Source organism: Stenotrophomonas sp. SAM-B (genome assembly GCF_013387485.1).
Lineage (GTDB): Bacteria > Pseudomonadota > Gammaproteobacteria > Xanthomonadales > Xanthomonadaceae > Stenotrophomonas > Stenotrophomonas maltophilia_AA.
The window spans coordinates 160,696-185,584 of the sequence record NZ_JABBXB010000004.1 but is presented as its reverse complement, the minus strand read 5'-3'; the positions used below and the strand labels follow the sequence as shown (position 1 = coordinate 185,584).

Annotated in this window: 27 protein-coding genes; 11 read left to right on the top strand and 16 right to left on the bottom strand. The window is 67.5% G+C overall.

What is annotated here, in order from left to right; all coding sequences use genetic code 11:
* Positions 1-16: 16 nt before the first annotated feature.
* Entirely contained in the window at positions 17-313 is a 297-nt protein-coding gene (locus tag HH110_RS10935) for a hypothetical protein (RefSeq protein WP_176989698.1), read from the bottom strand.
* Positions 314-478: 165 nt separating this feature from the next.
* Between HH110_RS10935 and ftsY the strand changes: the two genes are divergently transcribed.
* The 3 genes from ftsY to HH110_RS10920 are packed head-to-tail and all read left to right on the top strand — an operon-like array spanning position 479 to position 3,406.
* A complete protein-coding gene (gene ftsY, locus HH110_RS10930) occupies positions 479-1,942 on the top strand; it encodes a signal recognition particle-docking protein FtsY (protein WP_176989697.1) in 1,464 nt (487 codons plus the stop codon).
* A gap of 50 nt (positions 1,943-1,992) precedes the next feature.
* Positions 1,993-3,132: an A/G-specific adenine glycosylase gene (gene mutY, locus HH110_RS10925; protein ID WP_176989696.1), complete on the top strand. Its 1,140-nt coding sequence runs from the start codon at positions 1,993-1,995 to the stop codon at positions 3,130-3,132.
* Positions 3,133-3,136: 4 nt separating this feature from the next.
* The gene (locus HH110_RS10920) at positions 3,137-3,406 is read left to right on the top strand and encodes an oxidative damage protection protein (protein ID WP_019183247.1); all 270 of its coding nucleotides are present in this window, start codon (positions 3,137-3,139) and stop codon (positions 3,404-3,406) included.
* Between the two features lie 103 nt (positions 3,407-3,509).
* Here the strand turns inward: HH110_RS10920 and HH110_RS10915 are convergent, their stop codons facing one another.
* The 10 genes from HH110_RS10915 to HH110_RS10870 form a co-directional block, all read right to left on the bottom strand.
* Positions 3,510-3,974: a DUF6491 family protein gene (locus HH110_RS10915; protein ID WP_176989695.1), complete on the bottom strand. Its 465-nt coding sequence runs from the start codon at positions 3,972-3,974 to the stop codon at positions 3,510-3,512.
* A gap of 105 nt (positions 3,975-4,079) precedes the next feature.
* Positions 4,080-4,793 carry a lipoprotein-releasing ABC transporter ATP-binding protein LolD gene (gene lolD, locus HH110_RS10910; protein WP_176989694.1) on the bottom strand — a complete coding sequence of 238 codons (714 nt, stop codon included), beginning with the start codon at positions 4,791-4,793 and terminating at the stop codon, positions 4,080-4,082.
* Positions 4,786-6,027 (bottom strand): lipoprotein-releasing ABC transporter permease subunit, encoded by a 1,242-nt coding sequence (locus HH110_RS10905; RefSeq protein ID WP_176989693.1) that lies wholly within the window; start codon positions 6,025-6,027, stop codon positions 4,786-4,788. Before HH110_RS10905 ends, lolD begins: the two co-directional genes overlap by 8 nt.
* A gap of 23 nt (positions 6,028-6,050) precedes the next feature.
* Positions 6,051-6,398, bottom strand: a complete 348-nt coding sequence (locus tag HH110_RS10900; protein WP_176989692.1) for a hypothetical protein — start codon at positions 6,396-6,398, stop codon at positions 6,051-6,053.
* A 52-nt stretch (positions 6,399-6,450) separates the two neighbouring features.
* Positions 6,451-6,699, bottom strand: coding sequence for a succinate dehydrogenase assembly factor 2 (locus HH110_RS10895; RefSeq protein WP_019183252.1), 249 nt, complete (start codon positions 6,697-6,699; stop codon positions 6,451-6,453).
* Positions 6,700-6,804: 105 nt separating this feature from the next.
* Positions 6,805-7,590 carry a succinate dehydrogenase iron-sulfur subunit gene (locus tag HH110_RS10890; protein ID WP_088432210.1) on the bottom strand — a complete coding sequence of 262 codons (786 nt, stop codon included), beginning with the start codon at positions 7,588-7,590 and terminating at the stop codon, positions 6,805-6,807.
* Between the two features lie 163 nt (positions 7,591-7,753).
* Positions 7,754-9,544, bottom strand: coding sequence for a succinate dehydrogenase flavoprotein subunit (gene sdhA / locus HH110_RS10885; RefSeq protein WP_176989691.1), 1,791 nt, complete (start codon positions 9,542-9,544; stop codon positions 7,754-7,756).
* A 31-nt stretch (positions 9,545-9,575) separates the two neighbouring features.
* A complete protein-coding gene (gene sdhD, locus HH110_RS10880; protein ID WP_176989690.1) occupies positions 9,576-9,962 on the bottom strand; it encodes a succinate dehydrogenase, hydrophobic membrane anchor protein in 387 nt (128 codons plus the stop codon).
* Positions 9,959-10,351: a succinate dehydrogenase, cytochrome b556 subunit gene (gene sdhC / locus HH110_RS10875; RefSeq protein WP_176989689.1), complete on the bottom strand. Its 393-nt coding sequence runs from the start codon at positions 10,349-10,351 to the stop codon at positions 9,959-9,961. The genes sdhD and sdhC overlap by 4 nt, the downstream gene beginning before the upstream one ends.
* Before the next feature lie 56 nt (positions 10,352-10,407).
* The gene (locus tag HH110_RS10870) at positions 10,408-10,581 is read right to left on the bottom strand and encodes a DUF1674 domain-containing protein (RefSeq protein WP_176989688.1); all 174 of its coding nucleotides are present in this window, start codon (positions 10,579-10,581) and stop codon (positions 10,408-10,410) included.
* Between the two features lie 39 nt (positions 10,582-10,620).
* On the opposite strand from HH110_RS10870, the gene HH110_RS10865 reads away from it, so the two are divergent.
* Entirely contained in the window at positions 10,621-11,490 is an 870-nt protein-coding gene (locus HH110_RS10865; RefSeq protein WP_176989687.1) for a folate-binding protein YgfZ, read from the top strand.
* Positions 11,491-11,613: 123 nt separating this feature from the next.
* Here the strand turns inward: HH110_RS10865 and HH110_RS10860 are convergent, their stop codons facing one another.
* Complete coding sequence (locus tag HH110_RS10860) at positions 11,614-12,705, bottom strand: ABC transporter ATP-binding protein (RefSeq protein WP_176989686.1); 1,092 nt, start codon at positions 12,703-12,705, stop codon at positions 11,614-11,616.
* 354 nt (positions 12,706-13,059) lie between these two features.
* Between HH110_RS10860 and zwf the strand changes: the two genes are divergently transcribed.
* The 5 genes from zwf to HH110_RS10835 all read left to right on the top strand — a co-directional run bounded on the left by zwf (position 13,060) and on the right by HH110_RS10835 (position 19,043).
* Complete coding sequence (gene zwf / locus HH110_RS10855; protein ID WP_176989685.1) at positions 13,060-14,499, top strand: glucose-6-phosphate dehydrogenase; 1,440 nt, start codon at positions 13,060-13,062, stop codon at positions 14,497-14,499.
* Positions 14,496-15,503, top strand: a complete 1,008-nt coding sequence (gene glk, locus HH110_RS10850; protein ID WP_176989684.1) for a glucokinase — start codon at positions 14,496-14,498, stop codon at positions 15,501-15,503. The genes zwf and glk overlap by 4 nt, the downstream gene beginning before the upstream one ends.
* A complete protein-coding gene (gene pgl / locus HH110_RS10845) occupies positions 15,500-16,222 on the top strand; it encodes a 6-phosphogluconolactonase (protein WP_176989683.1) in 723 nt (240 codons plus the stop codon). The genes glk and pgl overlap by 4 nt, the downstream gene beginning before the upstream one ends.
* 45 nt (positions 16,223-16,267) lie before the next feature.
* Positions 16,268-18,184, top strand: coding sequence for a phosphogluconate dehydratase (gene edd / locus HH110_RS10840; protein ID WP_176989682.1), 1,917 nt, complete (start codon positions 16,268-16,270; stop codon positions 18,182-18,184).
* A 199-nt stretch (positions 18,185-18,383) separates the two neighbouring features.
* Positions 18,384-19,043: a bifunctional 4-hydroxy-2-oxoglutarate aldolase/2-dehydro-3-deoxy-phosphogluconate aldolase gene (locus HH110_RS10835; protein WP_176989681.1), complete on the top strand. Its 660-nt coding sequence runs from the start codon at positions 18,384-18,386 to the stop codon at positions 19,041-19,043.
* A 54-nt stretch (positions 19,044-19,097) separates the two neighbouring features.
* Here the strand turns inward: HH110_RS10835 and HH110_RS10830 are convergent, their stop codons facing one another.
* The 3 genes from HH110_RS10830 to ispG all read right to left on the bottom strand — a co-directional run bounded on the left by HH110_RS10830 (position 19,098) and on the right by ispG (position 21,921).
* Positions 19,098-19,745: a response regulator gene (locus tag HH110_RS10830; protein WP_019183265.1), complete on the bottom strand. Its 648-nt coding sequence runs from the start codon at positions 19,743-19,745 to the stop codon at positions 19,098-19,100.
* A 222-nt stretch (positions 19,746-19,967) separates the two neighbouring features.
* Positions 19,968-20,675 (bottom strand): phosphatase PAP2 family protein, encoded by a 708-nt coding sequence (locus tag HH110_RS10825; protein ID WP_176989680.1) that lies wholly within the window; start codon positions 20,673-20,675, stop codon positions 19,968-19,970.
* Positions 20,656-21,921 (bottom strand): flavodoxin-dependent (E)-4-hydroxy-3-methylbut-2-enyl-diphosphate synthase, encoded by a 1,266-nt coding sequence (gene ispG / locus HH110_RS10820; RefSeq protein ID WP_176989679.1) that lies wholly within the window; start codon positions 21,919-21,921, stop codon positions 20,656-20,658. The genes HH110_RS10825 and ispG overlap by 20 nt, the downstream gene beginning before the upstream one ends.
* A 144-nt stretch (positions 21,922-22,065) precedes the next feature.
* On the opposite strand from ispG, the gene HH110_RS10815 reads away from it, so the two are divergent.
* On the top strand, positions 22,066-23,292 hold the full coding sequence (locus HH110_RS10815; protein ID WP_176989678.1) for an ATP-binding protein: 1,227 nt from the start codon (positions 22,066-22,068) through the stop codon (positions 23,290-23,292).
* On the top strand, positions 23,289-23,873 hold the full coding sequence (locus HH110_RS10810; protein ID WP_176989677.1) for a response regulator transcription factor: 585 nt from the start codon (positions 23,289-23,291) through the stop codon (positions 23,871-23,873). The genes HH110_RS10815 and HH110_RS10810 overlap by 4 nt, the downstream gene beginning before the upstream one ends.
* A 70-nt stretch (positions 23,874-23,943) precedes the next feature.
* Here HH110_RS10810 and HH110_RS10805 read toward each other — a convergent pair whose 3' ends face one another.
* Positions 23,944-24,876 (bottom strand): hypothetical protein, encoded by a 933-nt coding sequence (locus HH110_RS10805; protein WP_176989676.1) that lies wholly within the window; start codon positions 24,874-24,876, stop codon positions 23,944-23,946.
* Between the last annotated feature and the right edge of the window lie 13 nt (positions 24,877-24,889).

Below are 24,889 nucleotides of genomic sequence, written 5' to 3'. Positions count from 1 at the left end.
CGGCACACCGACCGGATCAGGCCCAGCGGTCCAGCAGGGTGCCCAGCATCTCGTCCTGACGGCGGACCACCGTCGCGTTGGCGGCAAACGCCAGCGCGGCTTCCCTGGCCGTCAACAGGTCCGCGATCGGCGCATTGGCGTCGTCCGGCGCGGTAACCACGGTGGCGGTGACGCCGCCTCCTGCCGCTGTCGTCTGGGCGACCCCCAGCCGGGTGGTCTCCGTGACCGGCAGCCGTGCCACGTTGGAGGCTGCGGCCTGCACGCCCAGCGAGGCAGCGCGCATGCCTGAGCTGGCAATGGACATCACGCTCATCGTTCACCGTTTCGTTGTTCTGGCCGCACCCACATGGCGCAGCCCTTCACAACAGGTAACGGCCGCATCGGCCATTACTTGAGTCCCGCCCCACCGCACCTGCACGCCCATGGGCATTCGGGGCGCAGTGGTAGCATACCCCTCTGATTTCAGCGTCTTTTGCCAATGCTCAGCTTCTTCCGTCGCAAAAAGCCCCAGGACGCCCCGCAAGAGGCGGCCAAGACCCAGCATTACTCCACCGAGGAGCTGGCTGCCGCGTTCCCGCAGGCCGCTCCCGAGCCTGCAGCACCGCCGGCGCCTGCGCCGCTGCCGCCCGTGGTGGAAACCGCTGTTCCCGCTGCCGAGCCCGCCGCTCCGGTAGAGCGCGTGATCGCGCCGACCCCGGTGGTTCCTGCGCCTGTGGTTCCCGCGCCGGTTGTGCCTGCCCCTGTGGTGCCTGTGCCCGTCGTGGCTGCGCCGGTGGCCCCGGCCCCGGTTGCGCCCGCACCCGTGGTGGCTGCTCCGGTTGCACCGGAACCGATCACCCCCGCGCCTGCGGTGACCGCACCGGTTCAAGCACCGATCGCCCCGGTAAGCGCACCCGCGCCCGCTGCTGTCGCACCACCGTCTGTCACTCCGGTTGCTCCGGTTGCTCCAGCCCCGGTCACTCCGGTCGCCCCGACCATCGTGACCGAGCGCCCGACCTCCCACGACATGGCCCCCGCCGCCGCCGGCAAGAGCGGCTGGCGCGAGCGCCTGCGCAACAGCGTGATCGCACGCAGTTTCGGCGGCCTGTTCTCGCGCAATCCCAAGCTCGATGACGACCTGCTCGACGAGCTGGAAACCGCGCTGATCACCGCCGATGTCGGCGTCGGCGCGACCACCGCGCTGGTCGAAGGCCTGCGCAAGCGGATGAAGGCGCGTGAGTTCACCGATGCCAATGCACTGCTGACGGCGCTGCGCGCCGAACTGATCGCGATCCTGCAACCGGTCGCCAGGCCGCTGGTCATCGACCGCACCGCCAAGCCGTTCGTGGTGCTCACCGTCGGCGTCAACGGCGTCGGCAAGACCACCACCATCGGCAAGCTGGCCAAGCGCTTCAAGGACGACGGCCACAGCCTGATGCTGGCCGCCGGCGATACCTTCCGTGCTGCTGCCGTCGCGCAGCTGCAGGCCTGGGGCGAACGCAACGGCGTCGCCGTGGTCGCGCAGGGCCAGAACGCCGATGCGGCCTCGGTCGCCTTCGATGCGCTGCAGGCCGGCAAGGCCCGCGGCACCGAAGTGCTGATCGCCGATACCGCCGGCCGCCTGCACACCCAGGCCGGCCTGATGAACGAGCTGGGCAAGATCCGCCGCGTGCTCGGCAAGATCGATCCCGATGCCCCGCACGAAGTGCTGATGGTCATTGATGGCACCACCGGCCAGAACGCGCTGTCGCAGCTGCGTCAGTTCCACGCGGCGGTCAACGTGACCGGCCTGGTGGTGACCAAGCTGGACGGCACCGCCAAGGGTGGCGTTGTGTTCGCGCTGGCCCGTGAGTTCGGCATTCCGATCCGCTTCTGCGGCATCGGCGAGCGCCCGGAAGACCTGCGCGTGTTCGATCCGGAAGCCTTCGTCGACGCGCTGCTGCCGGAAGCACTGGGCGGCTGAGCCGATGCAGCCACGCATGGCGTGGCTCTACCCTCTTCTCCGGAACCTGCATGACCCGCCAGCCTCCCGCCAGCGCCCCGGTGCCGACCGAAGATGTGTTCGTCGCGCGGCTGCTGCACTGGTTCGACGACCATGGCCGGCACGACCTGCCATGGCAGCACCCACGCAGCCCGTACCGGGTGTGGCTGTCGGAGATCATGCTGCAGCAGACCCAGGTCGGCACGGTCATCCCGTACTTCCTGAAATTCCTCGACGTGTTCCCGACCCTGCCCGACCTGGCCGCGGCCAGCAACGATGCGGTGATGGCACAGTGGGCCGGGCTCGGGTACTACGCCCGTGCACGCAACCTGCATGCCGCCGCACAGCGCTGCGTCGAACTGCACGACGGCGAGCTGCCGCGTGATTTCGATGCACTGCACGCGCTGCCCGGCATCGGCCGCAGCACCGCGGGCGCGATCCTCAGCCAAGCCTGGAATGATCGGTTCGCGATTCTCGACGGCAACGTCAAACGCGTGCTGACCCGCTATCACGGCATCGAGGGCTTCCCCGGCCTGCCGGTGATCGAAAAACAGCTCTGGGCGGTGGCCGAGGCGCATGCGGCGCAGGTGCCCGCATCGCGCATGGTCGACTACACCCAGGCGCAGATGGACCTGGGCGCCAGCGTCTGCAGCCGCAGCCGACCGGCCTGCGTGATCTGCCCGCTGCAGGCCACCTGCGTGGCGCGTCGCGAGGGCCGCACCGATCAGCTGCCGACGCCCAAGCCGGGCAAGACCCTGCCCGAACGCGAGGCGGTGGCGCTGCTGCTGCGCGATGCGCGCGGCCGGGTATTGCTGCAGAAGCGGCCGGACACGGGGATCTGGGCACAGCTATGGACCCTGCCCCAGGCCGACAGCGGGGTCGTGCTGCAGGACTGGTTCGACGCGCACATTGAGGGTTCGCTGGACGATGCCGAGCCGTTGCCGGTGCTGGAGCACACCTTCAGCCACTACCGGCTGCACCTGCAGGTGCTGGTGGCAACGGTGCAGGGCCTGCGCAACGAGGCCGAGGGACTGCGCTGGGTCGCCGCCGAAGAACTGGCCACGCTGGGCCTGCCCGCGCCGATCCGCAAGCTGCTGGAGACCGGTGCACCGCCCGCTCAGCCCAAGCGCCGTACAATGCGGCGCGCAGCAACATCCCAAGACATCGAGTAACGCTATGCCCCGCACCGTTTTCTGCCAGTACGAACAACGCGACGCCGAAGGCCTGGACTTCGTGCCCTACCCCGGCGAGCTGGGCCAGCGCATCTTCAACCATATCGGCAAGCCGGCGTGGGCCGCGTGGCTGGCGCACCAGACCATGCTGATCAACGAAAACCGCCTGTCGCCGCGTGATCCCAAGCACCGCGCGTTCCTGGAAGAGGAACTGGTGAAGTACCTGTTCAGCGGTGGCGCCGAAAAGCCGGCTGGATTCGTTCCGGAGGCGTAACCGGCTCTGATACCGACCAACGGTCGGTATCTACCGCGAGGATGGGACGGCCCCGAGATGGCGGTGCCTTCTTCGATATGCCTTGGCCGGCCAGCGGCCGGCACTACCGGGTCGGCGCCTGCTGGCCTTCTTCGCGCTCCTGCACCTGTGCCTGACGCAGCGCCTGTTCCGAGCTGCGCAGAGCCTTGGTGTCCAGCTTGCGGATGCTGCTGATGAAGCACGGCATGTTCATCGGTCCGGGCGTGGGGTCACGCACCAGCACCTTGTCGAAGCGGGCCGACACACGGCCGACCCGGCTGGTCAGGCCGATCGCCGGGGCGTAGTCCAGCCCCTGGCACGGCCCGGTCAGTTCCAGCAGATAGCCTTCGCTCGGGCGCGTCCACACCGCCAGCGCGCTCTCGCCCAGCTCGGTCCAGCCTGACAGCGAACCGTACAGCGGCATGTCCTGCTGCGGCGGCCCGGCGTGGGCCCGGTAGAGATCGAGCTTCTGCGCGGTGGATAGGCGGCCGGTACTGGCGCACGCGGCCAGCCCAAGGCACAGGGCCGCGATGGCAAGGGTCTGCTTCATGACGCCTCCTGCTGGGGACTATGCGCCGATCATGCGCCGCCCAACGTGCTCCCGGCGAGAGGAACCCGCCGGGTGTTCAGCGCTCAGGCAGGCATCGATGCCTGCTCAAACCTCGCTGTGGGCCAGGCTGTGCAGCCGCCCTTCGCGCAGCTCCAGCACGCGGTCCAGCTTGCGCGCCAGCGAGCGATCGTGGGTCACCAGCACCAGGCTGGTGTGGTGTGCGCGGTTGAGCTCCAGCATCAGCTCGAACACGGTCGCCGCCGTCTTGTCATCCAGGTTGCCGGTCGGCTCGTCGCCGAGCACGCAGGCCGGCCGGTTGACCAGCGCGCGGGCCACGGCAGCGCGCTGGCGCTCACCACCAGAGAGTTCACCGGGCTTGTGGTCCAAGCGATGGCCCAGGCCGACCGATTCCAGCAGCGCCTGCGCGCGGGTGCGCGCGTCCTCCACTTCTTCGCCCCCGAGCAGCACCGGCATCATCACGTTTTCCAGCGCGGTGAATTCGGGCAGCAGGTGGTGGAACTGGTAGACGAAGCCGAGCGCGCGGTTGCGCAGCCGGCCGCGCTGGCTGTCGGACAGGCCGGACATGCGCTGGCCGGCCACATAGACCTCGCCCGCCGTCGGGGTATCCAGGCCGCCCAGCAGGTGCAGCAGGGTGCTCTTGCCGGCGCCGGAGGCACCGATGATCGCCACGGTTTCGCCGGCAGCCACGCGCAGGTCCAACCCGTTGAACACGGGCGTCTGCATGCGGCCTTCGGCGTAGGTCTTCGCCAGGGCTTCGGCGCGGATGACTTCCTCGCCCAGGGTGAGTGCTTCATTCATAACGCAGGGCCTCCGCCGGCTGGGTACGTGCCGCGCGCCAGGCGGGATACAGGGTGGCAAGGAAGCTCATGACCAGCGCCACGGCCGTGATCATGATGATGTCCGGGGTCTGCATGTCGGTCGGCAGGCCGGTGATGTAGTAGACGTCTTCCGGCAGCAGCTTGACGTTGAACAGCGTCTCGATCGCACCGAGGATGCGCTCCAGGTTCAAGGTCAGGGTGATGCCGCCGATCACGCCGAGCACGGTGCCGAAGATGCCGATCAGCGAGCCCTGCACCATGAACACCTGCATGACCCCACCCGGGGTGAGCCCGAGCGTGCGCAGGATCGCGATGTCCGCCTGCTTGTCGGTGACCAGCATCACCTGCGAGGACACCAGGTTGAAGGCGCCCATGGCGATGATCAGCGAGAGCAGGATGCCCATCACTACCTTCTCCATGCGCAGCGAGTGGTACAGGTTGGCGTTCTGCTGGGTCCAGTCGCTGACGCGGTAGGCGCCGGTCAGGTTGTGGGCCAGATCGACACCAACGTCCAGCGCCTTGTCCATGTCGTGCAGCTTCAGGCGCACGCCGGTGACGCCGTCGATGCGCAGTACTTTTTCCAGATCGGCCATGTTGGCGTATGCCACGCCGCGGTCGACCTCGTTGTAGCCGGCTTCGAAGATGCCACTGACGGTGAAGCGTTTCATGCGCGGGATCGCACCGATCGGCGTGCCCTGCACTTCCGCCAGCGTCACCAGCACGGTGTCGCCCACGCCGACACCGAGGTAGATCGCCAGCTCCTGGCCGACCAGCAGGTTGTAGCTGCCCGCGGTCAGGCTGTCGAAACTGCCCTTCTTGACCTTCTGGTTGATCACCGAGACGTTCGGCTCCAGCGCCGGGTCGATGCCCTGCACGATGGCGCCCTGCACGCGGGGACCGCTGAGCATGGCCTGGATTTCGATGTACGGCGCCGCGCCGGCGACACGCGGATCCTTCTTCGCCACCTCCACCGCATGCGCCCAGTCGGCCATCGGCGCGCCGTCGGTGGTGATGGTGGTATGCGCGGTCATCTGCAGCAGTCGATCGCGGATTTCCTTCTGGAAACCGCTCATGACCGCCAGCGTGGTGATCAGCACGGTCACGCCCAGGGCAATGCCGAGGATCGAGGCCATGGAGATGAAGGAGATGAAGCCGTTGCGGCGTTTGGCGCGCAGGTAGCGCAGGCCAATCGAGACAGGTATGGGTTTGAACATGCAGGTACGCCGGACAATTCAGGCTATGGTGCCACTGCAGGGGGTGAACGGGAAATGCAGTGTGCCCGGACGGCTAGTCGCAGTTCACGTGCCTGCCCCTGCGGGAGGGTATCGGGCCAGAACAAACGCCAGTGGCGGCGCCCCTCGTGCCGCCAGGCCAGTTGCACCAGCGGGCCGCGGCGCCGCATCTGCAGCTCCTCGACCGGCGCGTCATCCACCTGCGCCGGGGCGTCATCGACCGGGATCAGGAAGACGCAGCCCGGGCGGTGCGCATAGCGCCACGCCTCCCACCAGGTACCGGCCATCGCCACCACGCCCAGCCCCAGGCCCCACGGCGCGGGCAGATCGGTCGCCCACAGCGCCCAGGGCATCAGCGCCCCCATGGCGATCAGCGCACGGCATTGCCAGCGCGAGGGATGCCACTCACGCCGGAAGGGCGCGGATCCGGGCGATGAGGGCGGCGGGCGCGGCATGCGGGCACTCCTCGTAGCCCATGAACCAGCGCCACAACTTATCGTCCTCGCTCTCGAGCAGGAACAGGAAAACCTCGCGCTCGTCTGTCGGTGCCTGCAGCCAGCAACGGTCCAGGTAACGGCCGAACAGCTGGTCCAGCTCGCGCATGCCACGGCGGCAACGCCAGCGCAGCTTTTTCAGTTCGGTTGCTTCATCCATTTTCTGCGTTTCCAGATAAGGCAAAGCCACGCATGGCGTGGCTCTACCGTTTCGATCGATTTTTGCAGAACCCCGCATGGCGTGGCGCTACAGGACACCCCTGGATCAGGCGCGGCGCGCCATCATCAGCTTCTTGATCTCGGCAATGGCCAGCGCCGGGTTCAGGCCCTTCGGGCAGGTGCGCGAGCAGTTCATGATGGTGTGGCAGCGGTACAGCTTGAACGGGTCTTCCAGCTCGTCCAGGCGCGCACCGGTGTCTTCATCGCGCGAGTCGATGATCCAGCGGTAGGCCTGCAGCAGGATGGCCGGGCCCAGGTAACGCTCGCCGTTCCACCAGTAGCTCGGGCAGCTGGTCGAGCAGCACGCGCACAGGATGCACTCGTACAGGCCGTCCAGCTTCTTGCGGTCTTCCGGCGACTGCAGACGCTCGCGATCCGGCGGCGGCGGGGTCTGGGTGCGGATCCACGGCTTGATCGAAGCGTACTGCGCGTAGAAGTGGGTCAGGTCCGGCACCAGATCCTTGACCACGCTCATGTGCGGCAGCGGGTAGATCGGCACTTCGGCCTTGCCGCAGTCGGCAATCGCGCGGGTGCAGGCCAGCGTGTTGGTGCCGTCGATGTTCATCGCGCACGAACCGCAGATGCCCTCGCGGCACGAACGACGGAAGGTCAGGGTCGGATCAATCTCGTTCTTGATCTTGATCAGCGCGTCCAGGACCATCGGGCCGCAGGCGTCCAGATCGATCTCATACGTATCGGTGCGCGGATTGCTGTCGTCGTCGGGACTCCAGCGGTAGATCTTGAAGGTGCGGGTGTTCTTCGCACCGGTCTGGGCGGGGAAGTGCTTGCCCTTTCCGATCTTGGAATTCTTGGGGAGGGAAAACTCGGCCATGGCTGTTCTCGTTGGCTCAGGCGGCTCGCGCTGCGGAGCAGGCGCGGGTAGCACGGAAGATGAGGAAGTCGACACCACCGGCCAGCGGCGCACGCGCCACCCCACCCGTGCGGGTGGCGGCGGTCGCGAGCGCTGCGTGGACGGAGGTCATGCCGCAGGTCTCTTAGTAAACGCGCGGCTTGGGCGGGACGACGTCCACGTCCTTGCTGAGCGTGTACATGTGGACCGGACGGTAGTCGAACTCGCACTTGCCGTTTTCGTCGACGTTGACCAGCGTGTGCTTCTGCCAGTTGACGTCGTCGCGGTCCGGGAAGTCCTCATGCGCATGCGCGCCGCGGCTTTCCTTGCGCTGTTCGGCCGAGTTGATCGTCGCCACCGCGTTGAGCAGCAGGTTGTTCAGCTCGTAGGTTTCGATCAGGTCCGAGTTCCACACCAGCGAACGGTCGGAGACCTTGACGTCCTGGAAGGAGTCGAAGATCTCGGCCATCTTGCTGCAGCCCTCTTCCAGCGTCTTGCTGGTACGGAACACCGCCGCGTCGTTCTGCATGGTGCGCTGCATGCGATCGCGGATGACCGAGGTCGGGGTGTCGCCGTTGGCGTAACGCAGCTTGTCGAGCAGGCCCAGGGCCTTGTCGCAGGCATCGGACGGCAGGGTCTTGTGCGGTGCGCCGGACTTGATGGTGTCGGCGCAGCGGTTGGCCACCGCACGGCCGAACACGACCAGATCCAGCAGCGAGTTCGAGCCCAGGCGGTTGGCGCCGTGCACGGACACGCAGGCCGCTTCGCCGATGGCGTACAGGCCCGGCACGACCGCATCGGGGTTGTCGCCGACCTTGCGCACGACTTCGCCGTGGTAGTTGGTCGGGATGCCGCCCATGTTGTAGTGCACGGTCGGGATGACCGGGATCGGCTGCTTGTGCACGTCCACGCCGGCGAAGATGCGGGCGCTTTCAGCGATGCCCGGCAGCTTGTCGTCGATGACGCCAGGGCCGAGGTGGGTCAGGTCGAGCAGGATGTGATCCTTGTGCTCGCCGACGCCGCGGCCTTCGCGGATCTCGATGGTCATCGAACGCGACACCACGTCGCGCGAAGCCAGATCCTTGTAGTGCGGTGCATAGCGCTCCATGAAGCGCTCGCCGTTGCTGTTGCGCAGGATGCCGCCTTCGCCGCGCACGCCCTCGGTGATCAGGCAGCCCGCGCCGTAGATACCGGTCGGGTGGAACTGCACGAACTCCATGTCCTGCATCGGCAGGCCGGCACGCATGACCAGACCGCCGCCGTCGCCGGTGCAGGTGTGGGCCGAGGTGGCGCTGAAGTAGGCGCGGCCGTAGCCGCCGGTGGCCAGCACTACGCCGTGGGCGCGGAACAGGTGCAGCGAGCCGTCGGCCATGTCCAGCGCGAGCACGCCGCGGCAGACGCCTTCGTCATCGAAGATCAGGTCGAGCGCGAAGTACTCGATCATGAAGCGCGCGTTGTGGGCCAGCGACTGCTGGTACAGCGTGTGCAGCATGGCGTGGCCGGTACGGTCGGCGGCGGCGCAGGTGCGCTGCGCGGACGGGCCTTCGCCGTACTTGGTGGTCATGCCGCCGAACGGGCGCTGGTAGATCTTGCCGTCTTCGGTACGGCTGAACGGCACACCGTAGTGTTCCAGTTCGATGATGGCCGGGATCGCTTCGCGGCACATGTACTCGATGGCGTCCTGGTCACCCAGCCAATCCGAGCCCTTGATGGTGTCGAAGAAGTGGTAGCGCCAGTCGTCTTCGCCCATGTTGCCCAGCGCGGCGGAAATACCGCCCTGCGCGGCCACGGTGTGCGAACGGGTCGGGAAGACCTTGGTCAGACAGACCGTCTGCAGGCCCTTGGCGGCAAGGCCGAACGTGGCGCGCAGGCCAGCACCGCCGGCGCCGACCACGACCATGTCGTACTTGTGTTCCGTAATCTTGTAAGCGGACATCTAATCTGGATTCCTGTCTTGGTGCCTGGACTCAGGCGACGCCGAGCGCGATGCGGGCGACCGCAAAAACACTGACGATCCCGCCGAGCACGGCGATGAACTTCACCGTGGTCTGCAGCGCCAGGGCCAGCAGCGAATTGTGGATGTAGTCTTCCAGCACGACCTGCAGGCCGAGCTGGGCATGCCAGAACATCGCGACCAGGAAGCCGACCAGCAGCACCGCGTTCCACGGCTTGGACACCGCGTCGGTGGCGGTCACGTAATCGGCGCCGATCAGGCTCAGCACGAACACCAGGAACCAGATGGTCAGGCCGACCAGCGCGGTGGCGGTCAGGCGCTGCAGCACGAAATGCTCGGTGCCGGTCTTGGCGGCGCCCAGGCCACGCACGTTCTTCAGCGGGGTACGGTACTTGTTCATGCGGCCGCTCCCATGAAGACATAAGCCCAGATCAGGGCGGTGATCACCAGGCTGGCGAAGACCGAGACCCAGCTGCTGCGCACGAAGGCGGGAATGGAGAAGCCGATCGCGAAGTCCTGCACGATATGGCGGATGCCATTGCACAGGTGGTAGGCGAAGGACCAGCTCCAGGCGAACAGGAACAGCTTGCCGTACCAGCTGCCGGCATGGCCGGTGAAGCAGTTCCAGGATTCAGGGCCCATCATCAGGGCGAGCAGGCCGCCGGCGATGACCAGGGCTCCAACAGACAGAAAGATGCCGGTCGCTCGATGCAGGATCGAGGTGGCCATCTGAATCTGCCAGCGATACACCTGAAGGTGCGGGGAAAGGGGACGTTCTCTGGCGGCCATTCGCTGGGCTCGTTGTCTCGGCTGGGCGGCGCAATGCCGCGTTGGCTCAATGCTGATCAAAAATCGATGCAGCGTCCGTTTTTTTCCCAATCTCCGTACCGCACCGGATCAAGTCCGCCGCGGCCGCCGATTTCCAAAGGCAATGCGTCGGTCTCGGGAAGCGGCTGCTTCTCCGGTACCAGCGTGCCTTCAGCTTCAGAATCTGGAGTGGGGGTTGTTTGGCCTATCATGGGTGTTCTCGCAACGCACAAATTTTAGACCCCGTTCACGTGCCTGACAACCTGCCCTCCGATTTCGCCGGCTTTTCGCGCCTCCCCGGTCACCAGCTGCTCAGCCTCAGCGGTGCCGATGCGGCCGCGTTCGCCCATGCCCAATTCTCCAGCGATGTCACCGCCCTGCCCCTGCGGCATTGGCAGTGGAGCGCCTGGCTGACGGCCAAGGGCCGCACCATTGCTGTGTTCCAGCTGTTGCGGCTGGACGAGGAGCGCATCGTGCTGCTGCTCGCCGACGGCGACGCCGATGCGATTGCGTCGCAGTTGCAGCGTTTTGTATTCCGCCGCAAGGTCCGGATCGAGGTGCGCAACGACCTGGCCGTGGTGGCGAGCTTCACCGCCCCCGAAGCGGCCTCCGGCGCCGCGATTGCGCAACTTGGTGGCGAAACCGTGGAATTGGACCTGGGCAGCGATGCGCTTCCGCGCAGCCTGCGGATCGGTGCCGCCGATGCCGTGGCCGCCGCCGCGGACAGCGCGGATATCGCACTGGCCTGGCGCCAGTCCGACCTGCGCTATGGGCTGCCGCGACTGGACGCCGATCAGCGTGAACAGTGGACGCCACAGCAGCTGGGGCTGGACCGCCTGAACGGGTACAGCGTCAAGAAGGGCTGCTACCCGGGCCAGGAAATCGTGGCCCGCACCCACTTCCTCGGCAAGGCCAAGCGCGCCCTGCAGCTGCTGCGGGTCGTGGAGGGCACGACCAGCGGCACGCAGGTGCAGCAGAACGAGGCGGCGATCGGCACGGTCGCCTCGGTGGCCGGTGACCTGGCCCTGGCAGTGCTGCCGCTGGAGATCGCGCCGGCGCCGTTGACGGTCGGTGGGGTTGACGCCGTCCACCTGCCGTTGCTGGACGGCCTCGCGCGGTAACAGGCGTCGGCCGTTGGTCGATGCGTACGCGCCCCGGTCCGATCGCGGTCACGACCAACGGTGGTGACCTACCCCCGGTAGGCGCCGACCGTTGGTCGGCGCGCCGCGCAACCCATCCGCGCCTTACGCGTCGTTCAAGCGCTCGCCGGTCTCTGCATCGAAGAAATGCAGGCCCTGCGGGTGGATCGCCACGCGGATCGGCTCGCCAACGGACGGCAACGCCTGCGGCGCCACGCGCATCACCAATGGCTGGCCGCCGCTGGTCATGTTGACGAAGATCTCGTTGCCGACCGGCTCGATGCCATCGATCATCGCCTCGAACGCGGTCGCATCCCCGGCCGCGGCCGGCTGCAGATGCTCCGGGCGCACGCCCACGGCGATCGCCCTGCCGACCCATGCCTGATCGATCCGGGCCTGGCCCAGCGGTGCGGTCAGTGCGGTGTCCTGCACGGCATAGCCACTGTCGGTGCGCTGCAGGGTGCCGCGCAGCACGTTCATCGCCGGGCTGCCGAGGAAGCCGGCCACGAACAGATTGGCCGGACGGTCGTACAGCGCCATCGGGGTATCGATCTGCTGGATCACGCCATCCTTGAGCACCACGATCCGCTGGCCCAGGGTCATCGCTTCCACCTGATCGTGGGTCACGTAGATCATCGTGGTGCCGAGCTTGCGATGCAGCTGCGCGATTTCCGTGCGCACGCTGTGGCGCAGCTTGGCGTCCAGGTTGGACAGCGGCTCATCGAGCAGGAACACCGCCGGCTCGCGCACCAGCGCACGGCCCAGCGCGACGCGCTGGCGCTGGCCGCCGGACATCGCCTTGGGCAGCTTGTCGAGCATGTCGGTCAGGCCGAGCGTTTCAGCCGCCTCGCCCACCCGCTTGCTGATCGTGGCCTTGTCGTGCCCGCGCAACTTCAGACCGAAGGCCAGGTTCTCGGCCACGGTCATGTGCGGGTACAGCGCATAGCTCTGGAACACCATGGCGATGTCGCGATCCTTGGGCGCCACGTCGTTCACCACGCGGTCGCCGATCGTCAGCGTGCCGCCACTGATTTCTTCCAGGCCGGCGACCATGCGCAGCAGTGTGGACTTGCCACACCCCGACGGCCCCACCAGCACCATCAATTCACCATCGGCCACTTCGAAGGTCGCGCCCTGCACGGCCACCTGACCGTTGTCGTAGACCTTGCGAACGCCCTGCAACTGCACTTTTGCCATATCACCATTCCAGTCCGCCCGGTCTCCGGGCTGTTATGCGGAACTGCCTTCGGCCCTCCCGATGGCAGGTCGATGGCGTGGTGCCGCATGACGGCGACCACTGCAATCGAATACAGTCTGCGCATTCTGCCATGTAAACGTTTTCACGTGGCACTATCCGATAGTCGGCCGTGACCTGGATGCCGGGGAGGATGCGATATCCCCCACGACACCGGGTTGGCAGGCCATCATGCCGGGCGGAATCCATGGGGCGTGCTGCACCTGCAACAAGCAGACAACGGACCCCGCCCGACCCCCGAGAACATAGACGAGAAGCGATTGACAACGATGTCACCCGGATCTGAAACTCGAGCGATGCACGACACCCTTTTCCTGTTTGGCGCCACAGGTGACCTGGCCCAGCGCTATCTGTTCCCCTCGCTGCTGCGATTGCTGGGTGACGGCCTGCTCCCCGAGGACTTCAAGGTCCGTGCGCTGGCGCTGTCGCCGCACGATACCGAAGCCTTCCGCGAGATCCTGCGCCCGCGCCTGCAGCAGGCCATGCCGATGGCCAGCCAGGACGACATCCACTCGCTGCTCCAGCGCATCGACTACCGCTCGGTGGATCTGCGCGACCCGGACTCGGTGGCCGAGTCGGTCAGCGATCTGGTCGACCGCCACTGCGTGAGCTACCTGGCCATTCCGCCGGGGCTGTACATCTCCACCTGCGAAGGGCTGGCCAAGGGCGGCGCGTTGGCCGCTCCGCACCGCCTGATGCTGGAAAAGCCGATCGGCAGCGACAGTGCCAGCGCCGAGGAGATCATCTCCACCATCGGCCAGTGGATCGACGAAGACCGCGTGTTCCGCCTGGATCACTACCTGGGCAAGGCCGCGGTGCAGAACCTGATCGCGCTGCGCTTCGGCAACACGCTGCTCGAGGCGGTATGGAACCGCAACTACATCGAATCGGTGCACATCCTGGTCGCCGAGAGCGAGGGCGTGGACGGTCGCGATGCCTACTACGCCCGCTCCGGCGCGCTGCGCGACATGGTCCAGAGCCACATCCTGCAGTTGCTGTGCCTGGTCGCGATGGAGCCGCCGGCCTCGCTGGAAGCCGACCGCATCCGCGATGAAAAGGTCAAAGTGCTGCGCGCCCTGCGCCCGCTCGACGCCAAGCACGCCGCACGCGACAGCGTCCGCGGCCGCTACACCGCCGGCACCATCAACGGCCAGCCCGCGCAGGCCTACCAGCCGCCGGAAGGCAGCGATGTGGAAACCTTCGCCGGGGTCACCGCGCATATCGACAACTGGCGCTGGTCCGGCGTGCCGTTCCACCTGGTCACCGGCAAGCGCCTGGCCGAGCGCACCACCCGCGTGGTGGTCACGCTGAAGCCGGTCACCCACTGGCTGTTCGAGCGCCCGCACCGCCGCAACGCGACCCCGAACCGCATCACCTTCCAGCTGCAGCCGCAGGAGAACATCGAGCTGGGCCTGATGAGCTCGCTGGCCGGCCCGGAATGGGGCGCGCTGGAACTGCATCCGCTGGAACTGGAACTGTCCGTGCCGACCGGCCTGCACCGTCGCATCGCCTACGAGCGCCTGTTCCTGGATGCGTTCAACGGCAACCATGCGCTGTTCGTGCGCGATGACGAAGTGCGCGCCGCCTGGGCCTGGATCGACAGCGTCAGCGACGCGTGGAAGGAAGCCAAGCTGCCGCTGCAGCCCTACCCGGCCGGCGAATGGGGTCCGCGGGAAGCCACCGGCTTCCTGCCCGCCGACGCCGAGGCCGACGCTGTCCACGGTGATCAGGCATGACGGTGTTGTCCCAGCCGGTCCTCGTCGCGGATATCGGAGGTACCAACGCACGCTTCGCCCTGGCCGATACCTCGCTGGCCGCGCCGCTGCAGCAGGACAGCATCCGCGAGTTCCGCGTCGCGGAGTTCCCGTCGCTCGGTGAGGCGGCGCGCCACTATCTGGACGAGATCGGCGCGGAGGCAAAACGCGGCGTGTTCGCCGTGGCCGGCCGCGTCGACGGTGACGAGGCGCGCATCACCAATCACCCGTGGGTGATCTCGCGCATGCGCACCGCGCACATGCTCGGCTTCGACGAGCTGCACCTGATCAACGACTTCGCCGCCCAGGCGATGGCGATTTCGCTGCTGCAGCCGCAGGACGTGATCCAGGTCGGCGGCGCGGCGTGGGTGCCGGGCAAACCCGGCCAGCCGCGCAACTATGCGGTGATCGGCCCGGGCACCGGGCTGGGCGTGGGCGGGCTGATCCTGCGCCACGGCCGCTGCTACCCGCTGGAAACCGAAGGAGGCCACGTCAGCTTCCCGCCAGGCACGCCAGAGGAGATCCGCATCCTGGAGATCCTGTCCGAGCAGTTCGGCCGTGTCTCCAACGAGCGCCTGATCTGCGGCCCGGGCCTGGTCAACATCCATCGCGCCGTGTGCGAGATGGCCGATATCGATCCGGGCCAGCTGCAGCCAGTGGACGTCACCGCGCGTGCGCTGCATGGCGACCCGCAGGCGATGCGCACCGTGGATGTGTTCTGCGCCGTGTTCGGCGCGATCGCCGGCGACCTGGTGCTGATGCAGGGCGCCTGGGACGGCGTGTTCCTGACCGGCGGCCTGGTGCCGAAGATGCTCGATTCGCTGCAGCACTCCGGCTTCCGCCAGCGCTTTGAACACAAGGGCCGCTTCTCTTCGATCATGTCCAAGGTGCCGTCACTGGCGGTGATGCACCCCAGCCCCGGCCTGCTCGGCGCGGCCGCGTATGCGGCGGATGTGGAACGCGATCTGCCGGGAGGCACCGCATGAATACCCTGGATACGTCCGATCGTTTCACCCTGATCCGCCATGGCGATGCCGATGGCTGGATCGAAGCCGTCGCCGCCGAAATGGCGGCCGAGCTCAACCGCGACATCGCCGAATTCGGCCGGGCGCGCATGCTGCTCTCCGGCGGCACCACGCCGGCGCCGGTCTACCAGGCGCTGGCCGAGCTGGACGTTCAATGGGACCGGGTGGAAGTGAGCCTGGTCGATGAGCGCTGGCTCTCGCCGCAGGATCGCGACAGCAATGCATGGCTGGTGAAGGAGAGCTTCCTCACCCGTGCCGAAGGCGCGCATTTCGATCCGCTGGTGCGGGTCGGCAAGCCGCTGCCCGAGTGCGTCTACAGCGCCAACCTGCAGGCCCAGCACAGCCAGCGGCCCTGCCTGAGCGTGCTCGGCATGGGCAATGACGGCCACACCGCCTCGCTGTTCCCGGGTTCGAAGGATCTGACCCGCGCACTGGAAAGCACCCTGCCCTACGCGGCGCTGGATGCCACCGGCTGCCCCGGTGCGAACCAGTGGCCGCTGCGCATCACCCTCACGCCACACGGCCTGAAGCAGAGCCGCCAGCGCCTGTTGCTGCTGCGTGGCAAGCAGAAGCTGGAAGTGCTCAAGCACGCGCTGGAAAGCAACAATCCGCAGCTGTATCCCATCCTCAACGCGATCGATCTCGACGGCGCGAAACTGCGCGTCCACTGGTGTGACTGAGTTGCCCCGGTGTTGTTCCGTTCGCCTTCTCATAGCCGGTAGCCAATGAGCCTGCATCCCAAACTCCATGCCATCACCGAGCGCATCGTCCAGCGCAGCGTCGCCTCCCGCGCCGCCTACCTGGCCGGTGTCGACGCGGCGCTGCGCGACGGTCCGTTCCGTTCGCGCCTGAGCTGCGGCAACCTCGCCCACGGGTTCGCCGCGTGCGGCCCGACCGACAAGTCGCGCCTGCGCGGCGGCGTGACGCCCAACCTGGGCATCATCACCGCGTACAACGACATGCTCTCGGCGCACCAGCCGTTCGAGCACTACCCGGAGATCCTGCGCGAAACCGCGCGCGAACTCGGCGCGACCGCACAGGTTGCCGGTGGCGTGCCGGCAATGTGCGACGGCGTCACCCAGGGCCGCGGCGGCATGGAGCTGTCGCTGTTCTCGCGCGATGTGATCGCCCAGTCGACCGCAATCGGCCTGAGCCATGACATGTTCGACGCCAGCGTCTACCTCGGCGTCTGCGACAAGATCGTGCCGGGCCTGCTGATCGGTGCGCTCGCTTTCGGCCACCTGCCGGCGATCTTCCTGCCGGCCGGCCCGATGACCCCGGGCATTCCGAACAAGCAGAAGGCCGAAGTGCGCGAGCGCTATGCGGCCGGCCAGGCGACCCGCGAGGAACTGCTGGAAGCCGAAGCCGCCTCGTACCACGGCGCCGGCACCTGCACCTTCTATGGCACCGCCAACTCCAACCAGACCCTGCTCGAGGCGATGGGCGTGCAGATGCCGGGCGCCTCGTTCGTCAATCCGGATACGCCGCTGCGCGATGCACTGACCCGCCAGGCGGCAGTGCGTGCGCTGGAGATCAGCGCGCTGGGCGACGACTTCCGTCCGCTCGGCCGCCTGATCGACGAACGCGCGATCGTCAACGCCGTGGTCACCCTGATGGCCACCGGCGGCTCGACCAACCACACCATCCACTGGATCGCAGTGGCGCGTGCGGCCGGCATCGTGCTGACCTGGGACGACATGGACCAGCTCTCGCAGCTGATCCCGCTGCTGGCCCGCGTCTATCCGAACGGCGAAGCCGACGTGAACCGCTTCGCTGCCGCGGGCGGCACCGCGTTCGTGTTCCGTGAGCTGATGGAGGCCGGCCTGATGCACGCCGACCTGCAGACCGTGGCCGAAGGCGGCATGCCGCAGTACGGCCAGGAGCCGGCGTTGCGCGACGGCAAGCTGACCTACATCGATGGTGTGCGCGAGAGCGCCGATCCGGATGTGGTGCGTGGCGTGGCCAATCCGTTCGAATCCCAGGGCGGCCTGCGCCTGCTGCGCGGCAATCTCGGTCGGTCGCTGATCAAGCTGTCTGCGGTGAAGCCGGAGTTCCGCACGATCGAAGCGCCGGCGGTGGTGGTCGATGCGCCGCAGGTGCTGAACAAGCTGCACGCAGCCGGTGTGCTGCCGCACGATTTCGTTGCGGTGGTCCGTTACCAGGGCCCGCGCTCCAACGGCATGCCGGAGCTGCATTCGCTGGCGCCGCTGCTGGGCCTGCTGCAGAACCAGGGGCGCCGGGTGGCGCTGGTCACCGATGGTCGTCTGTCGGGTGCCTCGGGCAAGTTCCCGGCGGCGATCCACATGACGCCGGAAGCGTCGCGCGGGGGTCCGCTGGCGCGGGTGCGCGAGGGCGACATCATCCGTCTGGATGGCGAGGCCGGCACGCTGGAACTGCTGGTGGATGCGGCGGAGTTCGCGGCACGCGAGCCGGCGCCGAACACGGCACCGGCGGCGCACGATCTGGGCCGCAATCTGTTCGCGATGAGCCGTCGCCTGGTGGGTCCAGCCGATCAGGGCGCGATGTCGATTTCGTGTGGGCCGGCGGCCGATGACGGCAGCATCTGGAACTACGATGCGGAATACGAGCTTGGGCATGATGCGGCGGCTGCGGATGCGCCGCATGAGGCGAAAGACGCCTGAGCTGACGCGGCGGTGGATTTCCTGGTTGAGGCAGCGGGATGGCCCCAACCAGGACGCGCCGTGAACCCATCCATGGGGGCTCGTCAGCGCCATCCATGGCGCTGTAACGGTCCTGGTTGGGGCCATCCCGCTGCCTCCCGACACATTCCGGCGCGTCGTTCGCGCTGCAGACATTGATGAAAAGAAGGATTGGAAACGCATGAGCATCGCCGAACATCAGAAACGCGCTGAAACCCTGTTGACGGCTGCCGGCATTCTGCCGGTGGTGACCGTGCATACGCTGGATCAGGCCCGTGCGGTCAGCGCGGCGTTGCTGGAGGGCGGGCTGCCCGCGATCGAGCTGACGCTGCGTACGCCGGTGGCGATGGAGGCCTTGGCGATGCTCAAGCGCGAACTGCCCGATGTGGTAGTGGGTGCGGGCACGGTGTTGACCGTGGAGCAGATGCAGCAGTCGATCGATGCGGGTGCGGATTTCCTGGTCACGCCGGGTACGCCGGCGCACATGGCCGATGCGTTGGCGCAGGCCGCGTTGCCGGTGGTGCCGGGTGCGGCGTCGCCGACCGAAATGCTGGCGCTGTATGCGCGCGGCTTCCGGGTCTGCAAGTTGTTCCCGGCCTCGGCGGTGGGCGGCCTGGCGATGATCAAGGGTCTGGCAGGTCCGATCCCGGATCTGAAGCTGTGCCCGACCGGTGGCATCACCGAAGACACGGCGGCCGAGTACCTCGAGCAGAAGAACGTGGTCTGCATCGGCGGTTCGTGGATGGTGCCGGGCGGGTGGATCGAGCGCGGTGAGTGGGACAAGGTGCGCGAGAGTGCGGCCCAGGCCGCGAAGATCGTGGCGCGGGTCCGCGCGCACTGAACGAAAACGCCCGGGCATGCCCGGGCGTTTTTCCATCCGCCGCCAGCACGCGGATTACATCGGGCGTGCCGGATCCACCAGACCGTACTGGCTGGCCATGCGCGCGAGCGCGATGTTGTCGTTGATGCCCATCTTCTCGAACAGGCGCGCCTTGTGCGTGTTGACGGTCTTCGCGCTGAGGCTCAGGCGCTTGGCGATGTCTTCCTGGCGCAGGCCTTGGGTAAGCAGCAGGGCCACTTCCAGTTCGCGGGGAGAGAGCGTGTCGAAGGGCGAGTGGTTGCCTTCCACGTTCGACAGCGCGAGATTCTGCGCGATGCTGTTGCCCAGGTAACGGCGGCCCAGCGCGGCATCGCGCACCGCACGCAGCAGTTCCTGCGCATCGCAGGCCTTGCCGATGTAACCGGAGGCACCGGCTTCGAGCAGGCGCTTGGGCATCGGGCCGTCTTCAAGGACGGAGACGATCACCACGCGGGTGCCGTGATCGCCACGGACCACGCGTTCGGTGACCTCCATGCCGCTCACGCCCGGCAGGTGCAGATCGCACAGCACGACGTCGGGCCGCAGGCGGCGGATATCCGGCAGCGCATCTTCACCGCTCTCCGCCTCACCGACCACCTCGATGTCGGTCTCGTTGGAGAGGATCATCTTCATGCCCGTACGCACCAGAGCATGATCGTCCACCAGATACACTCGAATCGTCATCCGCCAACCTCGTCAAACACTGTGAACGGGGGCAAGCCTAGCCGCGGGATGTGTCGATCACAAGGAACCGGGTTCCCCATCATCGCGTTCTGGTCCGCGCATCACAGACATGCTGTCCTGCCCCTCCCCCTGTGCCTCTCACCCTCGCCTGATCCAATGGGCCAGCCTATGGGTGCAGCCCGCTTTCATGCCGCTTTCGGCCAGTTTACCGCCGTATTCGTTTCAGTGGCGATGCCGCCACGGATGGCGGCGGCGGAACATGACCAGGAAGCACCCTACCACCCAGACCAAGGCGGCACACCAGCCGGCCAGGATGTCGGAGGGGTAATGGACCCCGAGGTAGACCCTCGAGAGGCTCACCAGCACCGCGAAGGTCACCGCCGACAGGGCCACCGGCCAACGCCAGCGGGTGTTCCAGGCCAGCAGCACCAGGGTGACGGCCAGGGTCATCGAGCCCATCGCGTGGCCGCTGGGGAAGCTGAAGGTGCTCTCCGGGGCGATCGATTCCCACAGGCTGGGGCGGTCACGCTGGAAGAAGCGCTTGCTGCCCAGGTTCAGCAGGGCGGAGCCGACGAAGCAGATCGCCACGAAACTGGCTTCGCGCCAGCGTTTGCGCCAGACCAGCAGGGACACGATCAGCACGTCGGCCGGGATCAGGAACCACTCGTAGCCCAGCTTGGAGAGCAGCACGAAGAACGCGTCCAGCCCCGGCGAATGCAGCCCGTGCATCTTCCACAGCAGGGGCGCGTCGAAATAGATCGATTCCAGTTCGTGGACTTCGTCGGCCAGCGCGACGAACCCGGCCAGCGGCAACAGCACGCCGACGAACAGCAGGACGAAGCGCCAGGCGTTGCGGCCCATCCAGTGGCGGAAACCGGCCGCCTGCTCCGGGGCGGCCAGCACCGCCGGCTTATCCCGCGCGTCGGACATAGGTCCGTTCGACGTATGCGTCGATCAGCGCCACGAAGTCCTGGGCGATGTTGTCGCCGCGCAGGGTCACCGTCTTCTCACCGTCCACGAAGACCGGTGCAGCCGGGGTTTCGCCGGTGCCCGGCAGCGAGATGCCGATGTTGGCGTGGCGCGATTCGCCCGGCCCGTTGACGATGCAGCCCATGACCGCCAAGGTCATGCTCTCCGCGCCGGGGTGGCTCACTTTCCAGACCGGCATCTTCTCGCGCACATGGTTCTGCACGACCTTGGCCAGTTCCTGGAAGAACTCCGAGGTGGTCCGGCCGCAGCCCGGGCAGGCCGTGACCAGCGGCGTGAAGGCCCGCTGCCCGGTGGTCTGCAGCAGTTCCTGGGCGACGATCACCTCGGCCGTGCGCGACTGGCCCGGCTCGGGCGTCAGCGAAATACGGATGGTGTCGCCGATGCCTTCCTGCAGCAGCACCGCCAGCGCCGCCGAGGAGGCGACGATGCCCTTGCTGCCGATGCCGGCTTCGGTCAGGCCCAGATGCAGCGCGAAATCCGAGCGCTGGGCCAGGTCGCGATACACCGCGATCAGTTCCTGCACGCCACTGACCTTGGCCGAGAGCACGATGCGATCGCGCGGCAGGCCGAGCTCGACAGCAGTTTCAGCCGAATCCAGCGCCGAACGGATCAGCGCTTCGCGCAGCACGCGGCCGGCATCCCACGGCTGCGCGCGCTGGCTGTTCTCGTCCATCAGGCGCGCGGCCAGGGACTGGTCCAGCGAGCCCCAGTTGGCGCCGATGCGGACCGGCTTGTTGTAGCGGATCGCGAACTCGATCAGCTGCGCGAACTGGGTGTCCTTCTTCTTGCCGAAGCCGACGTTGCCCGGGTTGATCCGGTACTTGGCCAGGGCCTCGGCGCAGGCCGGTTCCTGGGTCAACAACTGGTGGCCGTTGTAGTGGAAGTCGCCGATCAGGGGGACATCGATCCCCATCATCTGCAGCTTCTCCACGATCCGCGGGATGGCCGCGGCCGACTCGGGATTGTTGACGGTCAACCGCACCATCTCCGAGCCCGCACGCCACAGTTCGGCCACCTGCTTCACGCTGGAGGCGACATCGGCGGTGTCGGTGTTGGTCATCGACTGCACCACCACGGGATGGCCCCCACCCACGACCACGCCGCCGATATGGACAGGCTGGGTCTGGCGGCGGGCCCACACGGCGGAGTCGGCGGGTTGGGTCGGTCGGGTCACGGCGTCATGCATCGGCCTATTTTAGCGCGCCAGGCGCACGCTGAGGTGCTTGCCGTTGGTTGCCGCTCATGTTCAGCACTCCCGCTGCGCGGCCCCGCACCGATGCGGCCGATTGTCGCAGGCAGGCGTTGGCGGGAGCGCATACGATGTGCGGACATGACCGGTACCGACGCCCCCTTCCTCCGCACCCTGTGCAGCCTGCGCTGGCTGGCCGTGGCCGGCCAGGCCGCGACGATCCTGGTCGCCACCTCGGTGCTGGGGCTGGAACTGCCGCAACTGCCGCTGTGGGCCGGCGTTGCCGCGCTGACCCTGTTCAACCTGTACGCGCAGCTGCGTGTCCAAGGCCCCGACACCGCGCCGGTCACCGCCTTCGGCCACATCCTGGTGGATGTCACCGTGCTGACCTGGATGGTCGGGTGGAGCGGCGGCATCGCCAATCCCTTCGGCTCGCTGTTCCTGATCCTGATCGCGCTGGCCGCGCTCGCCCTGCCCCTGCGCTGGACCCTGGCCGTGGCCGCGGCCTGCCTGATCGGTTACGCGGTCAGCGGCGTGTTCGGCCTGCCGCTGCCGAGCGGCTACTTCACCGGTGCGCAGATGCAGCAGTGGGGCGTGGTCTGCAACTTCCTGCTGTCGGCGACCGTGGTGCTGGTGTTCGCGACCCGGCTGGCGATCGCCCTGCGCCAGCGCGAGCATGAACTGGCGATGCTGCGCGAACGCTTCGTGCGCAACGAGGGCATCGTCGCGCTGGCCACCCACGCCGCCTCGGTCGCCCACGAACTCAATACGCCGCTGGCGACCATGACCCTGCTCGCCGACGACATCGCCGACCAGACCGAAAGCAGTGAGGTCCGCGATGACGTGGAAACCCTGCGCGAGCTGCTGGTGCAGTGCCGTGAGCGCGTGCTGGCGCTCGCCCGCCCGGCCGCCGGCGATGCGCCGGGCCGCGACGCCGTGACCCTGCCGCAGGTGCTGGAACAGTGGCGGCTGGTGCGGCCGACCATCGCGCTGCATCGCAATGAAGATGCCCCGCTGACCCTGCCGCTGGACCCGGGCATCGGCCACCTGCTGATGGTGCTGCTCAACAATGCCGCCGACGCCGGCGAGAAGGCCGACCGCGCGCAGGTGGATCTGACGCTGCGCATCGAAGGCGACGATCTGATCGGCGAAGTGCGCGATTACGGCCACGGCTTCGACGCCCGCCAGGCGGTGCTGCCCGGCACGCTGTTCAACAGCGGCAAGACCGACGGCATGGGCGTCGGCCTGGCCCTGTCCCACGCCACCATCGAACGCCTGGACGGCGAGCTGTGGATGCGCCCGGCCAAGGGCGCCGGCACCCGCGTCGGCTTCCGCCTGCCTCTGTCCCCACGGGAGACTTCCGCATGACCACCTTCACTCCGGCGCCCGGCCTGGCCAGCCATGGCCTGCTGGTCGACGACGACGAACTCTATCTGCGCACGCTGCAGCGCAGCCTGGCCCGCAAGGGACTGGAAACCGTGACCGCCAGCGACACCGCCTCGGCGCTGCTGCTGGCGCGGCAACAGCCGCCGGCCTACGCCTTGATCGATCTCAAGCTCGGCACCGAATCCGGCCTGGCCCTGATCCAGCCGCTGCGCGCCCTGCGCGAAGACATGCGGATCCTGCTGGTGACCGGCTATGCCAGCATCGCCACCGCGGTGGAGGCGATCAAGCTCGGCGCGGACGACTACCTGCCCAAGCCGGCCACGGTGCCGATGATCCTGCGCGCGCTCGGCGAGGAAGACGATGGCCCGGCCGACGATGGCGACATGGAGCCGCCGGATGCGATGACGCCGATCAGCCGGCTGCAGTGGGAACACATCCAGCAGGCGATGCATGAGACTGGCGGCAACGTCTCCGCCGCTGCGCGCCTGCTCGGCATGCACCGGCGCTCGCTGCAGCGCAAGCTGGCCAAACGGCCGAGCCCGGAGCGCGATCCGACGCGGTGAGGCCGGTGCAATCGGTCCACGTAGGTGCAGCGCGACGTGCTCCCCGGGCCACTGTGTGGCTCGGCTTCCTTCAAGGTTCGAGAAGAATCCGCACGTCCATCCCTTGCGCACGGGCGTGTGCCTGGACTTCCGCGCTCCACTGGACCATCCCCCCGCGCAACAGGTCGCCCCGGCTGGGCAGCACTTCGCGACTGGGGCAGTAAAGATCCAACAGCAGGCGGTTGCGCGCCTCAACGGTCATCTCGGCACCCGCCGAGCTGGCGGCAATCGCGTCCGCTCGCGCAAGAGCACCCTCGTCCAGGGTACCTTCCTCGTGGCGAAGCAGGACCAGAACCGGCACGTCCATCCCCTGCTGCACCGCAGCCTGCAATCGATCATGCCCGTCAAGCACGACATGGGCCTGCAGCCCGCTGACCCACATCAGCAGCACCGGCGGGAGCGTACCCGCGCGGGCATGTCGCGCCCAGGCATTGACCCGTCCATTCTGGGCGGGCGATGGGGAACGCAACGGAATCGGTGCGACTGGGCGGCCGAGGGTAATGTCCGACCAGTTCAGCGCATCCAATGCTGGACGTGCCAGTGCAAGGGCGGCCATGTCGGGTCGAATCGAGACCGCAGCGCTGCCATGCAGCGAAGGCTGCAACAACCATTGGCCATCGGCCAAGGGAGAACTGCCGGATCCAGCCAACGCCTCAGCGAAGAATCGGGCCCATCCAGCGCGCGCCCGAGCAGGGTCGGCCGCATGTTTTTCGCGCACCTGGGCGGCCGTGATTGGAGGCACGATGCCGGGGGACAACGGCGAGTCACTGCGAAGCAGGTCTACCCCCCAGTAGTCCCTCTCCACCCGGGCCCACAGCATTGCGCGGTCGCCTGCGGCCACCCGCAGGCAGTGCGGTGGACACACCGAGACAGTAAACGCAGGCGGCGTGCACGCCGAAACATCGAGGAGCAATCCGCCCCAGACCCCGGGCTGCTTTCGCTGCCCGAGATCACGCCAATGCATGGACACCCCCATC

Excerpts from the sequence above, each read along its gene's own strand:
- sdhC (WP_176989689.1), bottom strand. The coding sequence starts at position 10,351 with ATGGCCGCCAGAGAACGTCCCCTTTCCCCGCACCTTCAGGTGTATCGC.
- HH110_RS10900 (WP_176989692.1), bottom strand. The coding sequence starts at position 6,398 with ATGCCCTGGGCGCTGTGGGCGACCGATCTGCCCGCGCCGTGGGGCCTG.
- HH110_RS10920 (WP_019183247.1), top strand. The coding sequence starts at position 3,137 with ATGCCCCGCACCGTTTTCTGCCAGTACGAACAACGCGACGCCGAAGGC.
- HH110_RS10815 (WP_176989678.1), top strand. The coding sequence starts at position 22,066 with ATGACCGGTACCGACGCCCCCTTCCTCCGCACCCTGTGCAGCCTGCGC.
- HH110_RS10895 (WP_019183252.1), bottom strand. The coding sequence starts at position 6,699 with ATGGATGAAGCAACCGAACTGAAAAAGCTGCGCTGGCGTTGCCGCCGT.
- ftsY (WP_176989697.1), top strand. The coding sequence starts at position 479 with ATGCTCAGCTTCTTCCGTCGCAAAAAGCCCCAGGACGCCCCGCAAGAG.
- HH110_RS10935 (WP_176989698.1), bottom strand. The coding sequence starts at position 313 with ATGAGCGTGATGTCCATTGCCAGCTCAGGCATGCGCGCTGCCTCGCTG.
- HH110_RS10905 (WP_176989693.1), bottom strand. The coding sequence starts at position 6,027 with ATGTTCAAACCCATACCTGTCTCGATTGGCCTGCGCTACCTGCGCGCC.
- HH110_RS10860 (WP_176989686.1), bottom strand. The coding sequence starts at position 12,705 with ATGGCAAAAGTGCAGTTGCAGGGCGTTCGCAAGGTCTACGACAACGGT.
- HH110_RS10870 (WP_176989688.1), bottom strand. The coding sequence starts at position 10,581 with ATGATAGGCCAAACAACCCCCACTCCAGATTCTGAAGCTGAAGGCACG.
- sdhA (WP_176989691.1), bottom strand. The coding sequence starts at position 9,544 with ATGTCCGCTTACAAGATTACGGAACACAAGTACGACATGGTCGTGGTC.
- zwf (WP_176989685.1), top strand. The coding sequence starts at position 13,060 with ATGCACGACACCCTTTTCCTGTTTGGCGCCACAGGTGACCTGGCCCAG.
- mutY (WP_176989696.1), top strand. The coding sequence starts at position 1,993 with ATGACCCGCCAGCCTCCCGCCAGCGCCCCGGTGCCGACCGAAGATGTG.
- HH110_RS10810 (WP_176989677.1), top strand. The coding sequence starts at position 23,289 with ATGACCACCTTCACTCCGGCGCCCGGCCTGGCCAGCCATGGCCTGCTG.
- HH110_RS10805 (WP_176989676.1), bottom strand. The coding sequence starts at position 24,876 with ATGCATTGGCGTGATCTCGGGCAGCGAAAGCAGCCCGGGGTCTGGGGC.
- ispG (WP_176989679.1), bottom strand. The coding sequence starts at position 21,921 with ATGCATGACGCCGTGACCCGACCGACCCAACCCGCCGACTCCGCCGTG.
- pgl (WP_176989683.1), top strand. The coding sequence starts at position 15,500 with ATGAATACCCTGGATACGTCCGATCGTTTCACCCTGATCCGCCATGGC.
- glk (WP_176989684.1), top strand. The coding sequence starts at position 14,496 with ATGACGGTGTTGTCCCAGCCGGTCCTCGTCGCGGATATCGGAGGTACC.
- HH110_RS10825 (WP_176989680.1), bottom strand. The coding sequence starts at position 20,675 with ATGTCCGACGCGCGGGATAAGCCGGCGGTGCTGGCCGCCCCGGAGCAG.
- edd (WP_176989682.1), top strand. The coding sequence starts at position 16,268 with ATGAGCCTGCATCCCAAACTCCATGCCATCACCGAGCGCATCGTCCAG.
- HH110_RS10835 (WP_176989681.1), top strand. The coding sequence starts at position 18,384 with ATGAGCATCGCCGAACATCAGAAACGCGCTGAAACCCTGTTGACGGCT.
- sdhD (WP_176989690.1), bottom strand. The coding sequence starts at position 9,962 with ATGAACAAGTACCGTACCCCGCTGAAGAACGTGCGTGGCCTGGGCGCC.
- HH110_RS10890 (WP_088432210.1), bottom strand. The coding sequence starts at position 7,590 with ATGGCCGAGTTTTCCCTCCCCAAGAATTCCAAGATCGGAAAGGGCAAG.
- HH110_RS10915 (WP_176989695.1), bottom strand. The coding sequence starts at position 3,974 with ATGAAGCAGACCCTTGCCATCGCGGCCCTGTGCCTTGGGCTGGCCGCG.
- lolD (WP_176989694.1), bottom strand. The coding sequence starts at position 4,793 with ATGAATGAAGCACTCACCCTGGGCGAGGAAGTCATCCGCGCCGAAGCC.
- HH110_RS10830 (WP_019183265.1), bottom strand. The coding sequence starts at position 19,745 with ATGACGATTCGAGTGTATCTGGTGGACGATCATGCTCTGGTGCGTACG.